We start from the raw sequence: 23850 nt of genomic DNA, 5'->3' as shown, positions 1-23850 counted from the left end.
TTGTTTATGAAACTCATCGGTATTTTTTATGACCGGTGAGACTTAAGGCGTGACGCCCCTGCATATATCCATTCAGCACTCCGATGACCCCGAACAAACGATGAATGCAAGGTAAATATTGTGGAGCCCATGGTATTAGCAAATCCCCGGCGCGGGCTGCAATGGTGGCAGGGGCGGGTAGGGAATCAGAAATGGCGGCTGCGGGGGAAACGGCGGAGGGGGCGGATAGGGAATAAGCGCCGGTTCCTCGAATGGCTGGCATGGCTGACCCGTCTGACCCGGTTGGTTTGGCTGCCCCGTCTGACCCGGTTGGTTTGGCTGACCCGGTTGGTTTGGCTGACCCGTCTGACCCGGTTGATTTGGCTGGCCCGTCTGACCCGGTTGATTTGGCTGGCCCGTCTGACCTGGTTGATTTGGCTGAGTGCTCATGCTCACATCCAGAGCCGCCAAAACCGCCGCGATGGGGTTTGCTAAGCCATAAGGATCTTTCGGGTCACCCGCAAAGTAAAGGCCGACAACCTCGTTGGCATCATTGAGTATTAAGGAGCCGGAGTCCCCGTTGTCGCCAAACTTCGCATTCCGGGTTGAATCGGGCTTTATTCCGATCTGGTTAGTAAGCTGAATCTGACCAATACCATGTCCAAAGTCGAGATTCACGCTGAGTTCATCCGTATCGACAATGCCGTAGGTCAGCCCCGTGGTCCGTCCGCGCTTCCGCACGGACTCGCCGAGGGTTGCCTTATTGGTTCCCGCTATCTTGCCGATATCAAGGATTTCCCAGTCTGCCTGACGGGCCGAAAGCTCCGCTACTGCACAATCAACCTGATCGCCGAATATCCCGCGCTTCAGTATAGCGACCTCCGAACCGGGACACTTGCCCCCATCAATCCGGGAGGGCTGCACAATCGCGTCGCCGACGGACCACGACTTGTCGATGCACAGCACATGAAAATTACTCAGGATCATGGGCTTACCGGTCGCATTATCCGTGACGAGCGCGCCCAAGGTTCCACCCCAAGTCATTCGGTCCACCAGGCGGCACGGACCGATGCTCATCCCGCCCTTTAAAACGGGATACTCTTTCATATCCGCCTCCAGGACGAGATCAAGGGCATCCACGGCCAAAGGTTGCAATACGAACCTTCGCTCGATCACATCAGTGGGAAATCCCTCAATGGCCTGGGGAATACTATCCGCTGGCGAAACATCCCGTTTTTTCTCGACAAGCACGCGAATCGCCATGGTATTGGTGGGCCGGCCTCCTACTTCCTTAAAGCCGATATCTACTCCCGTAACTCCCGGGCGATTCAGCAGATTTTTTTCCACGGCCGTCTTAGCCTGTTTTAGCTTGGGATCAATCTCTGCCATAGCAGTCTCCAGTATCGGTACGGGAAAATTATTTTTCCAGACCTTTGTTTATCAATAATGACCAGCTGCTCATCTCGCCAGGCTATGTGGGTGAATCTCCGGATGCAAGGCGGCGTCCGATGGTCAGAAGTAGCTTTTCAGTTTCTGCCGCGTGCACGCTGGCAACTGCCGGATCTTCGAGTCTCTCGTAGAGCCCAGCGGGCGCTCCTTCTGCCGCATCAGGTATCTTCCCCATCCATTTACCCTGCCAGAAATTGCTTCCAAAAACGCCATGAACTACTTTCCAGCTTTCAATTCGATCATCCACCCACCCATAAAACTTCCAATACACGGGATTAATCTGCATCGAATAAAAATCAGGGAGGTAGTTGTACCGAGGGTCGTCCCATTTGACCGGTATTGTCTCAACCTCGGGACCAGGATCGGGGCGCCTGGCACCGGGAACAGCCGACCATCTCCGCTTCACCGTGTCATGCACCGTAGTGTGGATAAGCTCGCCCAGCATGCCGAGACTTATATCCTTCAAAAACCCCGGATCGGTGAACATGTTCTCCCAGGGCTTGAGGTACTTCGCGAAGGTAAGGTCGGTCTTGGATCGCGTCATGAATTGGATGACTACCGGGAACTCTCCCGGATCAAACCACGGTGCCGGAACGGGAAAGTCGGGGTCATCCGGACATGGTATCTCCAGCCAGCCTTCTATACGCCCATAGCTCGGATCACCTGCCCGCGCGAGAATCTTGTTTGCATATTGGATAGTCTGACGATGCATGTAGAGATAATCCTCGCCAGAACCATTGTTCACGAACGGATCGCCATTTTCATCCAAGGCTGGTCGGGGTGGTTCCCACCCGGCCTTCCGCAACTCATCCTGCAGGTCTTTTGGATAATTTACCCAATTGTCACGCACCTCATGCCAAAGATAGTAATGCATTCGACATGCCCGGGCAGCCATCGCATCGACAAGTTGTTCAGGAACGGGAGGGGTCACCGTATCTTTCCTCAATTACAAAAACGTTTCTCAGAAAAGGCTCGCGGGCTGCTCATGGATTATTGACAACCACGTACCGCTTCAAGTGATGGATAGCCGCCGTAACCGCGCTGGGCTTCCAGTGATGGGTAACCACCATAACCGCGCTGGGCTTCCAGTGATGGGTAACCACCATAACCGCGCTGGGCTTCCAGCGACGGATAACCACCGTAACCACGCTGGGCTTCCAGTGATGGATAGCCGCCGTAACCGCGTTGGGCTTCCAGCGATGGATAGCCGCCGTAACCGCGCTGGGCTTCCAGCGACGGATAGCCGCCATAACCGCGCTGGGCTTCCAGCGACGGATAGCCGCCATAACCGCGCTGGGCTTCCAGCGACGGATAGCCGCCATAACCGCGCTGGGCTTCCAGCGACGGATAGCCGCCATAACCGCGCTGGGCTTCCAGCGACGGATAGCCGCCATAACCGCGCTGGGCTTCCAGCGACGGATAGCCGCCGTAACCGCGTTGGGCTTCAAGTGATGGATAGCCGCCGTAACCGCGCTGGGCTTCCAGGGATGGATAGCCACCATAACCGCGCTGGGCTTCCAGGGATGGATAGCCGCCATAACCGCGCTGGGCTTCTAGTGACGGATAGCCGCCATAACCGCGCTGGGCTTCCAGGGATGGATAGCCGCCGTAACCACGTTGGGCTTCCAGGGATGGATAGCCACCGTAACCGCGTTGGGCTTCAAGCGACGGATAGCCACCATAACCGCGTTGGGCTTCAAGCGACGGATAGCCACCGTAACCACGCTGGGCTTCAAGCGACGGATAGCCACCGTAACCACGTTGGGCTTCCAGTGATGGATAACCACCGTAACCACGTTGGGCTTCCAGTGACGGATAGCCGCCATAACCGCGTTGGGCTTCCAGTGACGGATAGCCGCCATAACCGCGTTGGGCTTCAAGTGACGGATAGCCGCCATAACCGCGTTGGGCTTCAAGTTGTGGGCAACCGTTCATAAGAATCTCCTTCATTTATGTGCTGCTGTTGGTAAAAATCCCCTCTCATGCAAATTCCTTTATTGCCAATTCTCCAGGCCCTTCTTAATTGGCTGCCAGAACTAGCTTAAAGCCTTGCATTCCTACCATGCTTCAATCGAAAACGATGGCATGAATGGGTTATGGTGAAAAACGCCCGTTTGGGCGATCAGATTCACGACTTGCTGTGACTCGGCCATAAGGGAAACCGCATGCTCTGGCATCCCATGCAATGCGTGCGGGGCGGCCATCTCCTCGTGGCCCGGCATCTTCCCTATCCATGTTCCTTTCCAGAAATTATTCCCGAACACGCCATTGGCGATCTTCCAGCCCTCAACCCGATCATCGATCCAGCCGTGCAGTTTCCAGAATATGGGGTTGACGTGACTTGAATACGTATCCCCCAAAAAATCGTACCGTGGGTCATCCCATTCCACGCCAATCACCTCACCTCTCGTTGGATCGATATCTCCAGTGGCTTGCAGAGGATCAGGACGAACGGTGCCCGTGGAGGCCGCCCATCTCATATGCATGGCGTTATGAATCGTCATTTCTATGATTCCACCGAGTTTTCCGAGGGTTACACTACGTAGAAATACGGGATCAATGAACGCTTTTTGCCAAAAACGGAAGCGTTTCTCATAGAAGATGTTGGATTTGATCCGATCAAGATTCGCGAAGGGCGCCTGATCTTGCCCCCCTGGATCAAACCAGGCTGGCGGCACGGGGTAGCTTGCATCATCCGGCGGCGGCGGTACCAGCCAGCCCTGTACGCGCGGATAATTCGGGTCCCCGACTTGCTTGAGGATAGCATTGACGTCCCCGATCATCTGCCGGTGCATATAAAGAAAATCTTCGCCGGAATCATTTTCGAGATTCGGGTTACCGCCTTCATCCAGAACCGGCCGGGGTGGTTTCCAGCCAAGTTCATCGATCTTCTGCTGAATATCATGTGGGTATTGATACCAGTTGTTCCGCACCTCATGCCAGAGCCAGTGGTGCATACGGTGCTCGCGGCTGGCCATCATATCGATTACTTCTTTAGGAAGCGGGTGGTCGTTACGGCCCGCTGCACACGCGGGGCATTCCTCGGTGTGCGCAACGTGCTGATGCGCCTCCGGGTGGGTGTGATCGGAACCCGTATGATGTGGTTGATCGCCGGATGCGGCAGTGGCCATATGATGCAACTGAGGGTGCAAGTCCGAAGCGCTCACCAGTTTCCCCTTGGATTTATCATAACGTCATAAATGCGGCAGTTCGTCGCCGCTGATTGTCCGTGAGTTGAAATCCTGTATTCGATTTTCGAGCCAACTAAACGCCGTTCGCTATAATCTGGAAGTAATATAAAAGTGTGTCCAGACTCCTTCGGTGCGGTAACACACAAACATCAAGAATTTTGAAAGGGCCTTTTAGGGCGCTCCTTCCATTACTTTCAAACGATGGCTCAAAGAATGGGAATATCTTCCGCAATACCTTTAAGTTTCAATACATCGTAAGATAATTCCGCGCCGGCCGGGTTTATCACACGGCCCCTGCTGCGTGCCTTGATTCCCAGTGTTTCGAAATTCTGCCGTGCTTCACCTCCCAGATTAACCGGAGGCAGAACAAGCGCGAAATCGATACCACCCGCATCGGCATCCGGTCTGAGAGTGACTGAGATAAGCGACCCGAGAATAGTTTGCTCCTGGGTGATATCTTCTCCATGGAATATCAACTGACCTTCCGGACCATCGTATTGAAATTGCGCACCTGCAGGAGACTCGCTTGCTCCCAATGGAGTGAGCGCTTGGGGAAAAAATACGATGTGCGTATGGCCGTCGCAATCGCTCAGGGTAAAGCGATTGGGATGCCGATCAGATTGACCGGAATTATCCAGCATCGCCATTTTTGAATTTTGCGAAGCATGTATCCGGACCCCTTTCACATCTGGCGTTAAATTTTCCCTGATATAAACGGCTTCGATGGGAGAAATTACCTGCGTCGCAACTCCCTCGGGAGGATCTGCAACAAAATCGAAATCGTAAATACCATCCGGGGGCGCCTGGATATAGATGTAAGGATCCAGCTTGGGATTGGACCAGCCACCGGTGGGCACGGTACCCGATGCCGTAATACTTAATTTGGGCGGGAAACTTTCCAGAATGGCAAGTGCGATTTCAGTAACTTCCAGAATTTTTTCCATATCAGTTCCCAGGAACGTTGGAGGCGGGCCAGACAGTACTGTGCACCGACCGGTTTCTATGTTCTTTATAGTTTAGAAAATAGAAAAGGCAAGAATGAGATTGCGGCGTCCATGACTTTGATCGAGGAATAAGCTTCCCGTTATTTTGAGGCAGCCGAAAAAAGCCGGGCGTATCCGCAGGCATATTTCATTTACGGAAGCAGAACAGGCACAGCCAGTTCCTTACAGTCCTCACAAAAGACGGTTGCGGAACAACCAGGCAGCCAGGGGTAGTGTGATAGCAGATATGACCAGCAGTGGAATCAGGTCATGGACGACTGTGAGCAACCCGACACCCTCCAGGTAGACGCGCTGCGCCAGATCGATCGCGAAGCGCAACGGGTTGATCAAAGTGGCGGTCTGCAAGAATGGCGGCATGTTACGCACCGGCGTGGCCAGTCCGGAAAGCAGTATCAGCGGCATGATCAGCATGAAAGTGTAAAGCATGGCTTGCTGCATGTTTGCCGAAACCGCCGAGATCGATAGCCCCATGCCGACGCTGGCAATAGTGAACAGGCCCAACCCGGCGTAGAGCGTCACCAGTGAACCTGCCATCGGTATATTGAACCAGAACAGCGCCACCAACAGTACGATGGTGGATTGCGTCAAGCCAATCATGATGATTGGAATAGCCTTACCGATCATGACTTCCGTTGGCGAAAACGGAGTCACCAGCAATTGGTCAAAAGTGCCATTTTCGCGCTCCCGAGCAACGGACAACGCGGATAGCATCAGCGTTTGTATCATGCTCAACGAGGCAATCAAGCCGGGCAGCAGATTCCAGCGGGTCTCCAGATTCGGGTTGTACCAGGCACGCGATTCGATGGTGAGCGGCGGGCCGGTTCCACCGCGCAGCGTCGCGTTAAACGAATCGATGACTGCACCGACATAGATCGCAGCGGAGCCGGCCGTATTCGAATTGCGTGCGTCCAGGATCAATTGCACCGGCGCGGATTCGCCTGCGTTCAGTTGTTGCTCGAACCTTGGTCCGATCTGGATCACGATCAGCGCATCTCCGCTGTCGATTACCCGTGCGATATCGCTCTGCGTCTGCAGCATTTTGATACGATGAAATACGCCGGTACCGTCCAGGTGAGCGATCAATTCGGTTGATGCGGAGCCACGGCTTTGATCCAGCAAGGCGTAAGGCACATTGGTCAGATCATAGGTGGCCGCATAACCGAAAAGAAAACTCTCTATCAATGATGGAACGACGAGAATGACGCGATTAGCGGGATCCTTGAAAATAGCCAGCAACTCTTTCCGGCACAGGCTGGCGATACGGCGCAGGAAATCCAGCATTTTCAACCTAAATCCGGTAGTTGGACGGGGGGAAGTGTACGGTTTTTGAGGTGCAGGGCAAGGCGCAACTCCTTGGAATGGTCATTCCATTCCAAGAAGTTGCAACGCAGCCATGTGCCGCAAAAACTGTGCAATTCTCCCCGTAGCGTCCTCACCCGGAAGATGAGCGTCAAATAATATGAAATATTGTTATTAATCATGACACTGATCTATTAAATAAGCGGTCAACTACCGGACTTAGGTTCAATCCAGCTTCTTGCGCGTGACGGCTCGTGCCAGCCCCAGCAGCACTACGGCATAGCCCGCCAGGATCGCGCAGTTCCTGAAAATCAGCGGCCATATGTTGCCCGCCAGGAACAACGTCCTGATCAGTTCCATGAAATAGGTAGCCGGCAGCGCATTGCCGATAAGGTGGATGACAGTCGGCACATTACGCAAATCGAAAAAAAAGCCCGATAGCATCAGTGCCGGCATGAAACTGGTGATCAGTGCAAGCTGGCTGGCCAGGAACTGGTTCCGGGTCACCGAAGAAATCAGCAGGCCCAGGCCCAACGCCACCAGCAGGTAAAGCATCGAACTGCCAAGCACTATCAGCAGTGAACCGTACATTGGCACCTCGAACAGGAAGCGCGCGGCGAGCAGGCACATGCCCAGGCCAAGCATCCCGACCATAAAGTACGGAATAATCTTCGCCAGCAGTATCTCGTTGGGCCCCACCGGGGAGACAAACAATGCTTCCAGCGTGCCGCGTTCCCATTCCCGGGCCATTACCATCGCTGTGAGGAAGGCGCCGACCAGCGTCGTGATCAGTACGATCAACCCAGGTACCAGGTACCAGGTACTGGTATTGGCCGCATTGAACCACATCCGCTGAATCAGCGTAACCGAGCCCGAGGGGGCACTGTCCACGCCTGCTCCTGTAACCATTCCTTGATCGCTCTGATGTTGGGCCCACTGGCCCAAGGCGCCGCTGACATAGCTGCGTATGATAAGTGCACGACTGGCGTCGGAACCATGCAGCAGTAACTGCACTTGCGCGTTCCCAGCCGTCAGTCGGCGCGAAAAATCGCTCTGCACCTGCACGATGGCATCCACCTCGCGCGCCAGCATCAGGCGCTGCGCGTCATGCATGGAGGTAACCACTACCGGCGAGATATATGCGGAGAGTTCCAGACCTGCGATGACATCAGCCGCCATGGGCGAAGGATCTTCCAGCACCACCGCCACCGTGGCATTCCTGACATCGAGTGAAAGTCCATAGCCGAAAATCAGAATCAATACGAAAGGCAGACCGATACCGATGACCAGGTTGCTCCGGTCACGCAGTAGCTGGCGAATTTCCTTACGGATCAGAGAGATCAGGCGCGACCGGAATCCCCTGATACCTTTATGTCCCTCGTACCCATTATCCGCTTTGCCCGGTTTATACGCGGTAGGTTGCTTGCTGCCTGCCTCTGTTCCGGCTTTGCTCATGGGTTGGCTTCCCTGGCGGGACTTTCACTGTTTTTCTGCCGCTCCTGCTCGACGATGCGGATGAAGGCCTCTTCCATATCCAAACGGGCGCCCTCTCCACCGGCTTGCATCCGTACCTCCTCCGGGGTGCCGAGTGCCAGCAGCCTGCCGGCATCCTGGATGACAATACGGTCGCAGTACTCGGCCTCTTCCATGAAATGGGTCGTAATGATAATCGTCGTACCTACCTCCGACAGCGCAGTGATACGCCGCCAGAATTCCCGGCGCTTAAGCGGATCGGTGCCACTGGTGGGTTCGTCAAGGAACAGGATATCAGGCTCGTGCAACAGGCCGACCGCCATCGCCAGGCGTTGCTTGAATCCACCGGGCAATTGCCCGCTCGGCGATTTCTCCCTGCCCTCGAGGTCGAACTGTTGCATAACGGTATCGATGCGCTCGCGCAAGCGCTTGCCGTACAAGCCATATGCGCTACCGAAAAACGCCAGGTTTTCCATTACCGAGAGATCACCGTAAAGCGCAAACTTCTGCGACATATACCCTATCCTGCGGCGTGCTACCGCGCGAGCACGTAGAAGATTGAAGCCGGCGACCTGAAGAAAACCGCTTGTGGCCGGCAGAAGGCCGCAAAGCATTCGAAAGGTCGTAGTCTTGCCTGCACCGTTGGGGCCCAGCAGGCCGAAGATTTCGCCGCGCCGAACCGAGAATGAAACATGGTCCACCGCGGTAAAATCGCCGAACTTGCGCACCAGGTCACGCACCTCGATGACAACTTCATCCGGCTCGCCTTTAGCATCATCTTCACCTCCTTTAGCATCATCTTCACCGTTACCTTCGTTTCTCATTCCGCTAGTGGCCTTCAGTGCCGCCGTATCCAGCGGGGCCACATCGTGGCGTTCACGCAGCAGCACCATGAACCCGTCTTCCACGCGTGCTTCGACCGCTGTGGCTGGAATACCGCCAAGCAAGCTGTCCAGGCGCTGCCCGTCCACCTCGGCGCGGCGGATGAAGCGCACAGCACCGCCGTAAGGAACCGCATCAATGATGCAATCGGCGTCATCCAGCAAGCGCGCCTGTAGAATACGCGATGGTTGGCCTCGCGGCGGTGTAACGACGAAACACAGGTTGCGCGCATGTTGGCGAATTTCTTCGGGGGTGCCTTCAGCCAGCAGCTTGCCTTCCTGAAGAACGAAAACACGGGCGCAATGCTCGGCTTCATCCAGATAAGCAGTGGTAACCAGTACCGTCAACTGCTCATCGTCAATCATTTGCTGAACAATCTCCCAGAGCTCTCGACGCGACAATGGGTCGACACCCACCGTCGGCTCATCGAGCAACAGCAACTCGGGTGAGCGCACGAGGGTGCAGGCCAGGCCCAGTTTCTGCTTCATGCCCCAGAGAGCTTGCCCGCCGGACGCGCGGTGAAGCGCGCCAGATCGGTCATTTCCAGGAGCCTTGCGTAGCGTTTCCGGCGAATTGCTTGCGGCACGCCATGCAGATCTGCGTAGAGGTCGAGGTTTTCCTGCACGCTGAGGTCTTCATACAGGCCGAAGCGCTGCGGCATATAGCTGATGCGGTCCTGCACCGCCTGCGGGTCGGCTGCCACATCAATGCCCAATACCTCAAGCCGACCTTCATCGGCCGTCATCAGCCCGGCTATCATCCGCAGCAAGGTGGTCTTACCCGCGCCATCAGGACCAACCAGGGCCGTGAGCGAACCCATCTGCACCGCAAGCGAAACGTCAGCGACCGCTTGAGTCGATTTCCCCGTTTCCTTGACCAGAAAGCGTTTATGGATGCGATTTGCAATCAGCGCTACTGGCGGGTCGCTCATCGATGCCCCGTTCCAGCGAGATTTTTCTCGTCTTGCAAGGAGATGAGCACCGTGGCCGGCATGCCCAGACGCAGGCGATCACCGACATCTTCGACAAAGACACGCACTTCATAGACCAGGCTGGTGCGCAGTTCTTCGGTCTGCACAATCTTGGGGGTAAACTCAGCAACCGAGGAGATATAGCCGATGCGGCCCGGAATCGATTGATCGGGATGGCTGTCAGTGACCACGCGCGCACTCATGCCGGGCTTGATGCGGCCCAGGTCCACTTCCGATACATAGGCGCGTATCCATTTCGGGTCGGTAATCGCTAGCGCATACACCGGACGTTGCGGTGAAGCCATATCGCCCGGTTCCAGCAAGCGCGAGCGCACGACGGCATTGATGGGCGACTTCAATTCATACAGGCTGAGCTGGTGCTTGAGCAAAGCCAGCTCAGCCTGCGAAACGTTCAATTGTGCCTCGGCCTGGGCGATGTCTTCCTTGCGTGGACCGATCACAGCCAATTGCAGCGCCTTCTGGTTGTTTTCCAGCTGTGCCTGGGCCACACGCTGGCGTGAACGGGCACTATCCAGATCCTGCTGGCTGACCGCCTGGTCGGCAGCGTGCTCGATATTTTGCAAACGTTTGAGGAGTCGTGCGGCGAGATCCGCGTCGGCGCGAGCAGCAGCGACCTCAGCCTTGGCTTGAGCCACTTCTTCGGGGCGTGTTCCGTTCCTCAGCCGTAACAAGGCCTGATCCTGTACGTTGATCTGTGCTTCGGCCTGAGCGATTTGCAGCCTCAGGGTGCGGGTGTCGAGCGTAGCAAGGACTTGTCCGGTCTCCACCCGGTCGCCTTCCTGCACGCGCATATCGGCGACCCGTTCGCTCCCGTTGAAGGCTAGCGAGACCTGGCGAATATCGACATTGCCGAAAAGCACGAGCGTATCGTTATCATTCTGCTGCCGGGTGAAATACCAAACTGCCACCACCGCGACGATGATGACAAGCACAGCCACCAGGACAAGCCTTTTCTTCATGAGTGAGGTCGGTTTAATCCATCGCGGAGCTCAAATTCAGATCGACCGATATAGGCCAATACCAGCCACAAGAAGCCGGGACATCATTGTGCTGAAGACCTCAGTCCGCTATTCAGCGCCATCATCAAACCGGATCACGGGGCCCGATAATAGCTTCGGCGGCATCTTCCAACGCCACTATCCCGGCGGGAATCGACGCCGCGTTGCCGGATGAAATTGCGCCAGCCAGCAGGATCAGCGCCGAGGCAAGGTCGAGCACCTGCTTGAAGCTTGCGATATGCTGAATCGCGGACTTGGCGCTCTCTACGCTGGACTGCAGGCGTACAACTGGAGCCTGGCTATCCTTCAGGACGAGGCTTACCGCACTGGCGTAAATGCTTGAGGCGGCGTTTAGAAGCGTAATCTCCTGTTCATCGAGTTCATCCCATTGGGCTTTGCTCAGGCTGGCCCGGTTTTTGAAACGCCAGTCTCCAAGCATAATCGCAGCATCGCGAAACTGGTTGCCTAGTTCGAAAGCCTCATCCGCTGAAAGCTTGTCCATAGCCTTGTTCTCTTTTTATCGTGAGACATCAAGTAAATCAGCATACGCTGCCCGAAGCGCATCGACGTACGGCTTGAATTGCCGTTCCAGCATTTCATCGCCAAGGCTATGACGATGGTCAAATAAATACTGGTGGCCTTGTGCAATTTTCTCCAATATAACGTCATAACTTTGGGCGGCGTGGAGCCGATTATCCACACGGCCGAGGGCTTCTACCTTGGCCTCATTTGCCAATGCCATTGCAATGGGTTCCTGGGGATTATTTGGCGCAAGTATGAAATTATCGTAATACCTTTCCACCAGCGCGGATTCGACCTGCAAATCGGCGGCCATGCCCTTCACGACAATCTTGCGGGTCGCCTTGATCACCTCCTGAAGCGGCTGATTGCCATCGCGAATCAGTTTCCTGATTTCGTGCTCCCGGTATGCGGCCGTGACAGTACGCGCAAGAAGGGTCGATAGCGCGCCAACGGCGTCCTTCTCGTCATCACTGAGCAGCGTCACTTTATTGAGGCGGTCGCTGAGGTCGTCAAGCGACTTATCATAGGTTCGGATTTCGCCGGCGGCCAGACCGCCAAGACCCTGCATGTAATCCGCCACGGTTTGCTGGAGCACATCGAGACTGGTTCGCTGCGCTTCCCGGCGCATCTTCTGCGCTTCCAGTTCGCTATGGAATTTCTGCGGCTGATATTGCTTGCGCCTGTCGAGTGCCCCGATGTAGTCCCTTGTAAGCGCATCATGGGTGGCAGCACTCGATGAAAGCGACGCAAATGCTTTTATTTCCTTGAAATTGGCACATCCGGACACAGAAGTCACCAGGAAGACCATGGTTAACGCCAACCGGAGGAGTCCAGTTATTTCAAGAGCACGAACCATAGGTTATTTCCTATAGCACTAAATAACGGATGTTCTCTGAACTGGAATATCGCGGAGATTGAGATGCTGGTTCCACTTTTCAGCTCATTTTTATTGTAGACGGAAAAGGGCGGCGTTGCGCGTTGCTGAGTTTGGGGAATGCCGGGAAGACCTGGCCAAGTTTCTTTTCCGCTACGCCAGTTGGAGCGGCCCCGTCACAATCAGCACATCGCAAAAACATTGCTCGATGACATGGCGTGAGACGCTTCCCAGCAGCAACTCCTCGAAGCGGGACCGCCCATGCTTTCCCATCACGATCAAATCCGCCTTTATAGACTTGGCGTGGTCGTAAATGACGTGCCCCGGATGACCGAAAGCGACTGTCCGGAAAAAAGAGTGGCGGCCGGGCCGATGATCAGCCTCGCGACCCGCTTGAAGGCCCGCTATAAACTTGTTTAAATCGAGACGCGCCTCTTCCGCGGCTTTGACATGATAGTCGTGGATGGTGTCATGAGCAGCATTCAGGTATTGCATTTGTTCTTCCAGCACGACATCGAACACGTGCAGAAAAGTTATATGCGCATCCGGCGCAATTTCCAGCGCCATTTGCGCCGCGCGCCGCGAATTTTCAGAAAAGTCTACTGGAACCAATACCCGGCGATAAGGCTCTGTAGTCTGGTTCTTTACCAGTAATAAGGGAGTTTTACTCATGCGGGCCAATTTATCGGCGGTGTTGCCAAGAAAAAGGTCAGTAAAGAAATTGCCGCCATGCGCACCTATCACCGTTAATCCCACGGCTAATTCATCTGCCCTGGCAACAATTTCCGCCTCTGGCCGCCCAAACTTGACAGTACTTGTGCAGCGAACGCCATGATTGTCTTGCAACAAACTGCAGATATGCCGCAACTCGCGCATGGCGCGCTCAACCAAGGCGGCCTCGGCCACCGTGGGTGTTTTCTTGAGGACAAGCCCCAGCGCGTCGGGTAAGCCTCTTTCCTTGACATTCAACAACTCGACCGACTTCCAGTTCAGGCTGGCGCACAACATTGCGGCGCGTGTCCCGGCACGGCCGGAAAACTCGGATAAATCGGTTGCCACAAGAATTGTTCTGATGTTTTGCACGTCATCTCCTCAATAGGAGTTGAAGCCCCGGTACCACTGGCTTGCCCTGAAACTCCGCCATAAATTAACCTGAATCCGACAGTTGACCGCTCATTTTCCGGTTCAGCGCCATAACCGAAAAGGATTTTTCGTATCCCGTGAGCTTCACCTTTTTGGTGAGCTCACTCCATCCCGTCCAACTGCCGGATTCAGGTTTAATAAAGCACACTGACGTAATGATCTACGCATACGGCTCCGCTCGCTGATAAAGGGCCGACACACGTTGAAGTCAATGCACTTGACGATGGTGCCGCCATCCCGCGAGCCCGGGATTGGAGCCGGAATGGGAGAGATGAGCATATCAAATTGCCGGCCCTGCGTGGCAGCGCTTTGAGACGATCCATTAATGGGATGGCGAGCGCGACCTCTCGCAAACGGAGCGAATCGCCTCAGGCTGTGATATTGCCATACAGAGGTCAGAAGTCATTCCTCTGAGAAGCAACCCCTCTGTTTCAGCGGCCGTGACCAAGCCGATTATCCTAAAGAATCCGCCGGTTTCATTTTTTGGCGCCGGCCTTTTCGAGGAGCTGCACTATTTCCTGGTGACCATTCTGCATCGCTATCTTTAGCGCCGTGGCACCATCCTTTGACTTGGCATGCAAGCTGGTGCCCGCGTCGAGCAGCGCGCGTGTAACCTCCTGGCGTCCATCCTGGGACGCCATCATCAGCGCGGTGAAGCCATCTTTCGATTTGGCATTTACATCCGCGCCGGCGGCAAGCAGCACATATACCACTTCCAACCGGCCATCCTTCGCAGCCGCCATCAAGGCAGTAATACCGCCGTTCGATTTGATGTTCGCATCGGCCCCGGCTTCCAGCAACTCGTGCACTACCAACTGATGGCCTTCCTTCGCCGCCGCCATCAGCGCGGTAACCCCGTCGGTTGTCCTGGCGTTGATATCAGGTTTAGCCGCGAGCAGTGCTTGTGTCACCTTATGATGGCCCCTCTCCGATGCCAGTATCAAAGCGGTCACGCCGTTATCTGCATGAGCATTCACATCGGCCTTGGCGGCAAGCAGCTCATGCACCACCATCAGGTGACCTTCCTGCGCCGCCGCGATCAATGCGGCGACATCATTGTTCGTCCTGGCGTTCACATCGGCGTTGGCGGCGAGCAGCATCTGTACCACGTCCGGGTGGTTCATTTCCGATGCCATCAGTAAAGCCGTGAGACCATCTTGCGTCCTGGCGTTTGCTTCAGCTTTCGCGGCGAGCAATGTCTGCACCACCATCTGGTGCCCATTCTGTGATGCCATAATCAAGGGCGTTGTGCCATTGTCCATGCCCGCATTGACGTTGGCTCCGGCGGCCAGCAGTTCCTGGACTACCCGCTGGTGACCATTCTCGGACGCGATCAGCAGCGCTGTGAGACCATCACTTGTCCTGGCATTTACATCGGCCCCAGCCGTGAGCAACGTTTGCACGACTATCCGGTATCCTTCTTGCGACGCCGCCATTAGCGGGGTCACGCCATTGCCGGTGCTGGCGTTGACATCGGCCTTGGCCTCAAGCAGCGCTTGTACGATCCCGGGGAAACCGCCCTCCGACGCGATCAGCAGCGCTGTCAAACCATCGTTTGCCTTAGCGTCCACATCGGCTCGCGCATTGAGAAGCGCCCGCACCACCTGCCGGTTGCCCACTGCAGCAGCCGCCATCAGTGCGGTGGCACCGTTGGTCATCCTGGCGTTCACATCGGCCTTCGCGGCAAGTAATGCCTGCACTACTGCCAGATGACCTGTAGTCGATGCTGCCATCAACGCTGTGGCGCCATCTCCCCTCCTGGCATCTACATCGGCTTTAGTTCCAAGCAGTGTTTTGACCTGGGAAAGATCACCCCTTCTAGCAGCGACAAGAAGATCGCTGTCAGCCCAGGTGGTTACTGAAGCGCAGCATAAGCCCATCAAGGCCACCATCATGCCAAAAATACGCATTCCTCGCGATGCAATCATTCAGATCTCCTTGGTATGGTTTCATTCCTCCGGCTTTTGTCCATGAACATCGGCAGCAAGAGGAAGAGCAGGAAAATCGATCACACGAGCCAGAGCTTCCGGGCGATGCCCAATCACACCCTATTTCATCTTGGAAGTTCGAGCTTCCCGATACGTCACGACCGCCGCAATTCGCCCATCTCACTGAACCCGCAACTGCGATAAATAATTTCGTTATTGCACTTAAACCTAAATCCGGTAGTTGATCGCTCATTTTATAGATCAACATTATGATTAATAACAATATTTCATATTATTTGACACTCACCTTCCGGGTGAAAGCGCTACGAGGTGAATTGCACGGTTTCACCCCGTCCAACTACCGGATTTAGGTTAAACCCGATTACCACCTATCCAAGCTGACAGCTCAGCAGCCGTTATATCATGGACGAGTATTGGCTACTACCCCAACTGATTAGTGGGTATTAGCGCTGATCTACAGTCAGTAGCCCCGGGTTCCGCTGAAGAGTTTTCCGGATGGAGAGCCGATCTTTTACTGCCGCTTTCGCCGTTCTCCCTGCTCGCTGGCGGCTTCTGTCGCCATGAACTGTGATATTTTTTCTATGTTATGCTGATCAGCAGATCGCTCATGCGCGTCAATCTATCCGCGATGTGCCCTGAAGAGAATTATTGCAGGGTATTTCTTGATAAGCTCGGCGAATAACCGTGCAGGAAATTTCGAATATGAAAAAACTCTGTACTGCCGCCAACCTCATGGAAGCGCAAATCAAGCTCGATCTCCTCGGACACGCCAACATAGACGCAAGACTGTTTAATGAACACGCGCAGGGCGGTCTGGGAGATATCCCTTTTACCCATGCATATCCGGAGGTGTGGGTCGTTCACGACAATGATCTTGCAAGAGGACAGGCAATTGTCAGGGCTTTCGAAAAAACCCCGGTTGAAACGCGCGTCGTATTCTGCCGGGCATGCACCGAGGAAAACCCGCGCAATTTTCAATTATGCTGGCGGTGCGGAGCAGGGCTCGAATGAAACCCATGCCTTGAAAAATATGATGGTTGGGAATACCTGATTTGCATCAGCATCTCGGGAATCCGGTTGGCAAAAAAAAATTATGCCGCAGATATCTTTCGTGGGCCGGGCGAACTTTCCCTTGAGATCATCGACGCCTGATTGCGACCTGCTCCATGTCGTTATTGTTGTCGCGCCCAACTCCAGTACCTGCGTTTTGGCTATCCTTTCCTCGCTGGCGGGTATCGCGCCAGGCAGAGAGCTTGTCTGCACCACTCGGCTTGGAGTACACCAACCTGACCTGGAATTACATGGCGGCCGAACAGGCAGGCCAAACAGGGTAAGTTTCAGCTGTTGCGTAAGCTCGCCTAAGCTTAACAATACGATTTCCTCCGTTTGCGTGAGTTGACTCCACTACGCTAATGGTAGGGGCAGGCTAAAAGTAAACCAACAATTGACAATAGCGAAAATTATACGGTAAGCTCTTCGCAGTGGTCTAACAAGGTTTAACTTCTCTTGCTTACTCATCTGCCTGAATTCTGTTTGCACTTGTGAGGTAAATATGGGCCCCCGGCTTATTCAATTGCGTCGTAAATATAAACTTAGCCAGAGCAAACTAGGTGAATTATGCGGTGTTTCAAAAGCCGCTGTTTGCCAATGGGAAACAGGCGGTTCCATGCCGGAAATAAAGAAACTTCTTGAGCTTCGTTCACAGCTTGATTTCTCTCTTGATTGGCTGCTTACCGGCGAAGGAAATCCTCCTTTGAACGATCTGGCTGTTCCCCCACAAGCTATAGAGCGGCGATTTGCTCAGAGACGCATAACGCACAGACGCTTATTTGACCGGCGCCATTTCGACAGGCGGAGTTGAAATCGACATACATTCACGTCCTGGAACTCTCATTACAGAATGAATAGCAATACCAGCATCATCAATAACTAACCAAAATGGGTCGTCTCTGAGAACCGATCGCAATGTATGTCAAGGGTATTGCTGCGGTTAAAACGTATGTCCCAACTGTGGTTCTTCAAATGGGACATCCAGGCTGATACGCGCCGGGTCGCGTATACATACCCATAAGAAGAAAATAAAAAAATGTGGTCATTCAACACTATCAACAATCCGACCGGAACGCAGCTCAGCTTCAGTGATGGCATGTCGCTCAACGCGAACCGTGGCGGCAACGGTATTTCATCCCGCCTCATAGTCAACGGCCAGGGGTTTCTCGACATCACCGACTTCTGTCCAGGCCACGGGGCAGCCTACGTGGACTTCAACGGCCGGCAGCTCGGCTACAATTCACCCTTTGGATCGTTCACCCTCACGCTGCCCGGCAATGGCACCTTCACCGTGCAGCTCGACAACTGCAGCGACCCGCAGGTCTCGGGGTCGCTCAAGCCGTTTCCGACCATCTCAGCCGCCGATGCGGCATATCTCACCGAGATGTTCAACAAGAAGTACGTACCTTATCAGAACATTCCAGATGCTCCCGGCAAGACCACGCAACAGATCGCCGCGCTCGGCCAGCAGTACTTCCCCTTCACGCCCTGGAGCTTCCAGCTCGCAATGTCAGTGTACGACTGGACCACAGCGTCCTTCACGCGCATGGTGCTGATGAAGATCTTCGAGTATACCGGCATCGGCAGTCCGCCCTACCCGCTCGACCTGCCCAGCATCGCCACCGCAATATGGGAATCGAACTGGGGTACCTACAATCCCCAAAACGTGGACTACATGCACTCGTTCATGATGGAGCCGGCAAGCTGCCAGCAGGACGTGCTCCGACAGCTGGAGGCCAACTACACTGAACTGCAGAATTTCAGCGCTATGGAAAATCGGCTGCTTACGGCCGCTTTCCAGTCCATGCCGCGTACCGGTACGGGAGCCATACCGCAGCTCTTCAGCTGGCAGGTAGATATATATCAACTCGGCACCGAGCACTTCGGTATCGAGTTCCTGCAATGTCCGCGTAACGCCGGGTCGACCTTGATCCCGCTGCAGATCCCGCTCGCCGACGCGCTGGCGAGCTACATCCAGGTTGGCGACAGCATCACCACCAAGATGGTATGGAGCTTCAGCAACTCGATGGATGATGCAATGGAGTACCAGAACGGCATCATTCTCGTGGCAAACCCGCCCGTGGGCGCCGTGGTGTGGGGCAGTGCGAGCTACATTACGCCGCTATCCGATGATCCGACCAAGATCGAATACACCTTTGCGCCTGAAACAACGTTTCTGGTCCAGTCTGTGCAAACCCAGACCGTCGACGGTAAATCGGTGTTGGTGATTACGCTGCAGCCGAATTAGGATTGTGCAGGACGTCAGGAAATCCGGATTATCAATCGATTGGGATGATCCAAAGGACAGTATAAAGCCTGGACTGAAGTGCGGACAGGTTTCGCTTGCTAGTATCGGGCGATTCCATAATTCAAATGGAGGCAGTTGGAAATACGTCGGCAGCCTGCTTTATGCTTAACCAGACCATTTGTGGAAATAGGGTGAAACCCGACAATTCATCCGCAACCGGTGACTAACCGCATGCTGTCCGGTTTAACAGGGTTCTGAGGTATCTACATAAGTTGATCAGGAATTTACAAATTGTGCTGACTGTAATTTATCGATGGAAACTTAAAACAGGAAGTGAGCAAACCTTTATTCAAGCGTGGTCTCAAATGACAACGCTGATACGCCAACTTCACGGGAGTTTGGGTCACGATTGCATCGGATCGACGATAAGTGTTATCTGGCATACGCACAGTAGCCAGATAAACCAATATTCACAGCCTTCTTGACACATGAGCCATCACCTGTTGAAACCCAGTTACTGGAAACAATGCAAGGTTAGCTAACCCGCGTTTTCAGGACGGTTTAATCCCCAGTTCCAATGCAAGCTCTGTGGCAGGCTTCTGTCCAAGTTCCAGAGGCCTGACTGCCTCAAGTTTGAATTCCTTGCTGTAGCGATTTTGCTCACGCTCCGGATTCTGTTTCCTAACATTCTTCTCCATTTTGGCACCTCCGTTCACATTATCTACCTTTAATGTGTCCGGAAAAGCCGGGTTAGCTCACTTTGTAATCAGCTCTTGGGATGTTGCCCCCAACGCGGCATGAACAACTTCTGGTTAAAACGTATATCTTGCGCTCATGCCCACCATTACGTTCCGCCCCGGCGCGGGTTCGTAAAAGCGACTGTTCCCTTCGTTGACGATTACCGAGCCCACATATCGCGTATCGGTGATATTGTCCAGCCGCAGGAATTCGCTGAGCTTCCAGCCGCCGATCTGATGCGAATAGGAGAACCGGATATTTGCGATGCCATATCGTTTAGCGGCTTCGGTATTGGTATCGTTCGCGAAAACCTTGTCTCGATAGATCGCCTCAGCTACTACCGAGAAACCGGGCAAGCCGCGCCGCCATGCCAGCTCCATGTATGCGGTATTTCGAGGTACGCCAGGCAGGAAATTACCGTTGGCTACGGTTGTGGAAAACCCTCCGGTTCGGAGGTAGGTATACGAATCCTGGAATTCAGCATCGAGATAGGTATAAGATAAATAGGCAGAGAGATCAGCGCCAAAGCGGGAGTCGGCTGAAAATTCCAGACCGCGGCGCCTCGTGTCGGCCGCGTTCTGAAAAGTGGTTCGCCCTCCGGAATTCGTCGCAGGCAGTATCTCACCGCTAACCAGCGTTTCAAAAAATGCCAGATTGACACGCGTATTGCTCGTAGCCAGCCATTTAACCCCTGCTTCGACATTCCGGCTCTTGCTCGGCCGAAGCGCAAAATTGAGACCTGTTGCGCCGTCCGGCCTGTAGGCAAGCTCGGCAAAAGTCGGTGTCTCGAAACCTTCCCCCCCGCTGACGTATAGATTAAGCGTGGGCGTCGCCTTATACAGCAATCCCAGTATTGGAATGACATTGCGGAAAGTCAGATTTCCGCTGTCATTGGTGTTATCGGGCCGGATAAAAAAGTCCTCCGACCTGAATTTCACTTCCGTATGGCGCACGCCGGCAGAAAGTATCCACGCTGACGCAAACTGCCACTCGGCTTGTAAATATTGGCTGAAGCTGGAGACCGTATCGTCCTCGTTGCGACGCATATTTCCGCGCACACCCAACGCCGTCCCCGAGAAATTCTCGAATCCCTTGCGTCTTTCTTTAGAAATCTCGTAATCGATGCTCGCAGTGACCGTCAGAGGACGCTCCCCGCTGCTGCGATGCATCCATCTCAAACCGAGGCCGCCAAATTCGCGATCCAGATCGACAACGCCCCCCGAGCTCGTGGCCGGAATCTGCGCGCCGCGCGGCACGGCGAGAAACTGCTCAATCTGCCGGGTTCCCGTATAACCTATGAGCTTGACAGTGTTAGCGGGTGAAAATTTATGCGTATAGACAAGGCCGCCCTGTGTATTGTCGATACTCTTGCGGGTATTGAAGGTGATTGCAGTTGTATCCGCCTGGCGCGGATTAGCGCTCACTTGGGCACGGGTGAGCCCGAGTGGATCCTGCGTATTGCCCTGGTGCAGCTCGTTTGCTATCAGGGTGAGCGTGGCATCCTGATTGAACCGATAGGTAAGCTTTGCACTTGCCTGGTAGCGTGTAGCGGCGCTGTGGTCGCGGTAGCCATCCGTTTGAAAACGTGAAATATCGACTACATAGTTGAACGGGCCTGCTACTGCACCTGCTGCACCTGCCATATCTGCCGCACCCGACCCACCCAGCGTGCCGCCGAGCTTGATCTCGCCGCGCGTCGTGCCATAACTGCCCCCCAGCAGCGTGCCGGATATCGTGTGTTCCGCCGGGCCGTCTTCGGTGAATGCCTGTATCACGCCGCCGGAGGCATTGCCATAGATAGCCGAGAAGGGGCCGCGCAGCACTTCAATGCGCTTGGTCGAGCCCAGGTTGATGTTAGCGGCCTGGCCCTGCCCGTCCGGCATTGAAGCAGGGATGTCATCAACGATCATCCGTATGCCGCGAATGCCGAAAGTGGAGCGTGCGCCAAAACCACGACTGGATACCTGCAGGTCCTGCGCATAATTCTGGCGGTTTTGAATGACCAGGCCGGGAACGCGCGCGAGCGCTTCAGAGAGATTGACGCGTGGCTGGGAGTCCTGGATCACCAACCCCTCCACCACGTCAATGGACATAGGCAGCAAGAAACTCGATTGTTCCATACGAGTACCCGTAATGACAACAGGATGGAGGGTGGGCAGAGCGCTTGACGATGAGACGCTTGGCCGGGTGACTGGTTGAGTCGGCAACTGAGTATCCGACTCAGCATCCGGCTGTGCCAACAAGGAACCTGATGCCGGTGCCAGAATGAGCAATACGACTACCGCAGTGACCGGCATCGAACTTAACGTCTTCAATGATTTTGCTGTGACCGATACATTCCAATATGAAGAAGGGACAATATTTCGAGTTGCTCAGCTGTTAGTTGAAGCTGTCATTGGCATAATCGGCATATATAGCGTCCTTGCCGCCATGAGCCGAAAGAATAACCTCTTTCGTTCACCCAGATAATCCATTAGGACGCGAGATGATGACAAGGCAGATTGCGAGACAGTATTGCCGGTTGAGAGAAATCCATAGCCTGGTCTATGAACGCCGCGCAGGTAGCAAAAATGGCGGCGAAAATGGCCGCAAACTCACCGCCAGCACTCGCGTAGGCTTGCAGAGCCGCCTAATGAATTATCCGGGTTTAATACGCCAGACTCCCAGGGGCTGCCCCCGGTGGGGAAGATAAAGACGGAGAAGCGCTTTGGCTCTGCTCTACTTTCCGCTTTCCGGCGGCGACTTCCGCATTTATCTTTTCCACTATCCCATTTATCCGCCCCTGCCCTGCCCTGCCCTTGCAGACTGATTAATAGTTACGCTGTCGGCATTTGCTTCCTTGATCATGCAGTCATGGTAGACCTGCATTTGTTTTTGCCAGGCATTAATTGCACCAACGCTTCGATTGAAAGCAGCAACGCTACTCGAGTCGATAACCGGTGTTTCTGGCATGGCGCCGCATCCACTAGCGGACCAACTCCCATTTTCCAGCACGCCTGCATTTGCTGTGAATGCGGTAGTGAGCGCAAAAAAAGCCGCAAAGAGAATCGTCTGATTCATGACGTGCTGTCTCCTTATCGTTTGTGAAATGACGTTAATCCGATATGAATTTGAATGAATATGGCCGTTTCGTGTCCCAGCCGATAAGGTCGTGGCCGCGTTCAATCGCAGCACCATTGACCCTCGGTAATTCTGAAATCGGCAATACACGCTAACACGGATAGCGGATTTCCGCACACGGCGTTGTGCTTTAAGTCGCATCCTTAATATAGACGATATCCCACCCGAGGTGAACGCAAACTGCCCTCAGTCTTTCGAGGCTGCTAGAGGCGGTTAACGGGGTTATTCGTCGTCGACGGTTTGGGGCGCCAGAAATGGATCAAGCCACCTACAAGTCCCGCTAGACCCAAAACCAGAAATAGAAAACCAAACCCCATGCCTGTTCCCGTATTGACAAAATCGCCCGCTCTTCTTACATCAAAGGGGATGCTGACCAGATTGGCAACCTTGCCATTGCCATCATCGCCTATCAGCAGCACCTCGTACTTGGCAAGCGGTTCCAGGTTGACGGCAAGCGGGATGTTGCCGGATGTGTATGCTTGAGCAGGTATCGACAGCACCTCACGTGCTTCCCCACCTTCTATTTTCACCAACCGTACGATCAGTGGTATTTCGCGAATCTCCGACACCAGTATATCCATCACCAGATTCAGCGGTCCTGCCGGTACGGGAGAACAAAATGGAGGGTAAGAAGGATGATCGCCATCCGGCACCACGTAAGCATTGAAGCCGATCGGGAACGCGCCGGTTTCGATGACGCATGTGCCGCCGGTGAAAGCTTCTTTCTGTTTTGCCTGATTATCAGGACGATAAAGGCTCGCTGTACCGCCGGAGATAACCTCAGCCTGTTGCGCATGGGCGGCCGACCCGAATGACATCATTATGCCGAATGCCAAACCGAATGCTATCGATAAATTTCGTTCAGGCAGATTCACCCTGTCTCTCTTTGTCTCTTTGTCTTCGTTTATATCGTGAGGACGCAACCGCCAATGGGAATTCC

The 23850-nt window shown here is 54.4% G+C and carries 20 protein-coding genes; 2 read left to right on the top strand and 18 right to left on the bottom strand.

The window, feature by feature from the left end; translation table 11 throughout:
• Window positions 1-135: 135 nt before the first annotated feature.
• The 14 genes from KJS40_RS06315 to KJS40_RS06255 form a co-directional block, all read right to left on the bottom strand.
• Complete coding sequence (locus tag KJS40_RS06315; protein ID WP_213539496.1) at window positions 136-1368, bottom strand: hypothetical protein; 1233 nt, start codon at window positions 1366-1368, stop codon at window positions 136-138.
• Window positions 1369-1450: 82 nt separating this feature from the next.
• The gene (locus KJS40_RS06310) at window positions 1451-2359 is read right to left on the bottom strand and encodes a hypothetical protein (protein ID WP_213539495.1); all 909 of its coding nucleotides are present in this window, start codon (window positions 2357-2359) and stop codon (window positions 1451-1453) included.
• A 59-nt stretch (window positions 2360-2418) separates the two neighbouring features.
• Complete coding sequence (locus KJS40_RS06305; RefSeq protein ID WP_213539494.1) at window positions 2419-3378, bottom strand: hypothetical protein; 960 nt, start codon at window positions 3376-3378, stop codon at window positions 2419-2421.
• 107 nt (window positions 3379-3485) lie between these two features.
• Complete coding sequence (locus tag KJS40_RS06300) at window positions 3486-4595, bottom strand: hypothetical protein (RefSeq protein ID WP_213539493.1); 1110 nt, start codon at window positions 4593-4595, stop codon at window positions 3486-3488.
• A gap of 230 nt (window positions 4596-4825) precedes the next feature.
• Window positions 4826-5563: a hypothetical protein gene (locus tag KJS40_RS06295; protein ID WP_213539492.1), complete on the bottom strand. Its 738-nt coding sequence runs from the start codon at window positions 5561-5563 to the stop codon at window positions 4826-4828.
• Between the two features lie 231 nt (window positions 5564-5794).
• Entirely contained in the window at window positions 5795-6904 is a 1110-nt protein-coding gene (locus tag KJS40_RS06290; RefSeq protein ID WP_213539491.1) for an ABC transporter permease, read from the bottom strand.
• A 243-nt stretch (window positions 6905-7147) separates the two neighbouring features.
• Window positions 7148-8377: an ABC transporter permease gene (locus KJS40_RS06285; protein WP_213539490.1), complete on the bottom strand. Its 1230-nt coding sequence runs from the start codon at window positions 8375-8377 to the stop codon at window positions 7148-7150.
• Window positions 8374-9765 carry an ATP-binding cassette domain-containing protein gene (locus KJS40_RS06280; RefSeq protein WP_244859730.1) on the bottom strand — a complete coding sequence of 464 codons (1392 nt, stop codon included), beginning with the start codon at window positions 9763-9765 and terminating at the stop codon, window positions 8374-8376. The genes KJS40_RS06285 and KJS40_RS06280 overlap by 4 nt, the downstream gene beginning before the upstream one ends.
• Window positions 9762-10208 carry an ABC transporter ATP-binding protein gene (locus tag KJS40_RS15235; protein WP_244859729.1) on the bottom strand — a complete coding sequence of 149 codons (447 nt, stop codon included), beginning with the start codon at window positions 10206-10208 and terminating at the stop codon, window positions 9762-9764. The genes KJS40_RS06280 and KJS40_RS15235 overlap by 4 nt, the downstream gene beginning before the upstream one ends.
• Window positions 10205-11227, bottom strand: coding sequence for an HlyD family efflux transporter periplasmic adaptor subunit (locus KJS40_RS06275; RefSeq protein WP_213539489.1), 1023 nt, complete (start codon window positions 11225-11227; stop codon window positions 10205-10207). The genes KJS40_RS15235 and KJS40_RS06275 overlap by 4 nt, the downstream gene beginning before the upstream one ends.
• 124 nt (window positions 11228-11351) lie before the next feature.
• Window positions 11352-11768 (bottom strand): hypothetical protein, encoded by a 417-nt coding sequence (locus KJS40_RS06270; protein ID WP_213539488.1) that lies wholly within the window; start codon window positions 11766-11768, stop codon window positions 11352-11354.
• Window positions 11769-11783: 15 nt separating this feature from the next.
• Complete coding sequence (locus tag KJS40_RS06265; RefSeq protein WP_213539487.1) at window positions 11784-12644, bottom strand: hypothetical protein; 861 nt, start codon at window positions 12642-12644, stop codon at window positions 11784-11786.
• A 171-nt stretch (window positions 12645-12815) separates the two neighbouring features.
• On the bottom strand, window positions 12816-13745 hold the full coding sequence (locus tag KJS40_RS06260; protein ID WP_213539486.1) for a universal stress protein: 930 nt from the start codon (window positions 13743-13745) through the stop codon (window positions 12816-12818).
• A gap of 536 nt (window positions 13746-14281) precedes the next feature.
• Window positions 14282-15733, bottom strand: coding sequence for an ankyrin repeat domain-containing protein (locus KJS40_RS06255; RefSeq protein WP_213539485.1), 1452 nt, complete (start codon window positions 15731-15733; stop codon window positions 14282-14284).
• A gap of 723 nt (window positions 15734-16456) precedes the next feature.
• Here KJS40_RS06255 and KJS40_RS06250 point away from each other — a divergent pair.
• Complete coding sequence (locus tag KJS40_RS06250; RefSeq protein ID WP_107730447.1) at window positions 16457-16765, top strand: DUF2007 domain-containing protein; 309 nt, start codon at window positions 16457-16459, stop codon at window positions 16763-16765.
• A 1075-nt stretch (window positions 16766-17840) separates the two neighbouring features.
• Window positions 17841-19052 (top strand): hypothetical protein, encoded by a 1212-nt coding sequence (locus KJS40_RS06240; protein WP_213539483.1) that lies wholly within the window; start codon window positions 17841-17843, stop codon window positions 19050-19052.
• Between the two features lie 551 nt (window positions 19053-19603).
• Here the strand turns inward: KJS40_RS06240 and KJS40_RS06235 are convergent.
• From KJS40_RS06235 to KJS40_RS06220, 4 genes are all read right to left on the bottom strand, one after another.
• Window positions 19604-19750: a hypothetical protein gene (locus tag KJS40_RS06235; protein WP_213539482.1), complete on the bottom strand. Its 147-nt coding sequence runs from the start codon at window positions 19748-19750 to the stop codon at window positions 19604-19606.
• Between the two features lie 114 nt (window positions 19751-19864).
• On the bottom strand, window positions 19865-22105 hold the full coding sequence (locus tag KJS40_RS06230; RefSeq protein WP_244859728.1) for a TonB-dependent receptor: 2241 nt from the start codon (window positions 22103-22105) through the stop codon (window positions 19865-19867).
• 457 nt (window positions 22106-22562) lie between these two features.
• On the bottom strand, window positions 22563-22850 hold the full coding sequence (locus KJS40_RS06225; protein WP_244859727.1) for a hypothetical protein: 288 nt from the start codon (window positions 22848-22850) through the stop codon (window positions 22563-22565).
• A gap of 263 nt (window positions 22851-23113) precedes the next feature.
• Entirely contained in the window at window positions 23114-23785 is a 672-nt protein-coding gene (locus tag KJS40_RS06220; RefSeq protein ID WP_213539481.1) for a hypothetical protein, read from the bottom strand.
• Window positions 23786-23850: the final 65 nt, after the last annotated feature.

The organism is Nitrosospira sp. NRS527 (assembly GCF_018406445.1).
Classification (GTDB): domain Bacteria; phylum Pseudomonadota; class Gammaproteobacteria; order Burkholderiales; family Nitrosomonadaceae; genus Nitrosospira; species Nitrosospira briensis.
This window is presented reverse-complemented; position numbering and strand designations above follow the sequence as displayed.

Coding starts and splice junctions, on each gene's coding strand:
- KJS40_RS06315 (WP_213539496.1), bottom strand. CDS start 1,368: ATGGCAGAGATTGATCCCAAGCTAAAACAGGCTAAGACGGCCGTGGAA.
- KJS40_RS06305 (WP_213539494.1), bottom strand. CDS start 3,378: ATGAAGGAGATTCTTATGAACGGTTGCCCACAACTTGAAGCCCAACGC.
- KJS40_RS06295 (WP_213539492.1), bottom strand. CDS start 5,563: ATGGAAAAAATTCTGGAAGTTACTGAAATCGCACTTGCCATTCTGGAA.
- KJS40_RS06290 (WP_213539491.1), bottom strand. CDS start 6,904: ATGCTGGATTTCCTGCGCCGTATCGCCAGCCTGTGCCGGAAAGAGTTG.
- KJS40_RS06285 (WP_213539490.1), bottom strand. CDS start 8,377: ATGAGCAAAGCCGGAACAGAGGCAGGCAGCAAGCAACCTACCGCGTAT.
- KJS40_RS06280 (WP_244859730.1), bottom strand. CDS start 9,765: ATGAAGCAGAAACTGGGCCTGGCCTGCACCCTCGTGCGCTCACCCGAG.
- KJS40_RS15235 (WP_244859729.1), bottom strand. CDS start 10,208: ATGAGCGACCCGCCAGTAGCGCTGATTGCAAATCGCATCCATAAACGC.
- KJS40_RS06275 (WP_213539489.1), bottom strand. CDS start 11,227: ATGAAGAAAAGGCTTGTCCTGGTGGCTGTGCTTGTCATCATCGTCGCG.
- KJS40_RS06270 (WP_213539488.1), bottom strand. CDS start 11,768: ATGGACAAGCTTTCAGCGGATGAGGCTTTCGAACTAGGCAACCAGTTT.
- KJS40_RS06265 (WP_213539487.1), bottom strand. CDS start 12,644: ATGGTTCGTGCTCTTGAAATAACTGGACTCCTCCGGTTGGCGTTAACC.
- KJS40_RS06255 (WP_213539485.1), bottom strand. CDS start 15,733: ATGATTGCATCGCGAGGAATGCGTATTTTTGGCATGATGGTGGCCTTG.
- KJS40_RS06250 (WP_107730447.1), top strand. CDS start 16,457: ATGAAAAAACTCTGTACTGCCGCCAACCTCATGGAAGCGCAAATCAAG.
- KJS40_RS06240 (WP_213539483.1), top strand. CDS start 17,841: ATGTGGTCATTCAACACTATCAACAATCCGACCGGAACGCAGCTCAGC.
- KJS40_RS06235 (WP_213539482.1), bottom strand. CDS start 19,750: ATGGAGAAGAATGTTAGGAAACAGAATCCGGAGCGTGAGCAAAATCGC.
- KJS40_RS06225 (WP_244859727.1), bottom strand. CDS start 22,850: ATGAATCAGACGATTCTCTTTGCGGCTTTTTTTGCGCTCACTACCGCA.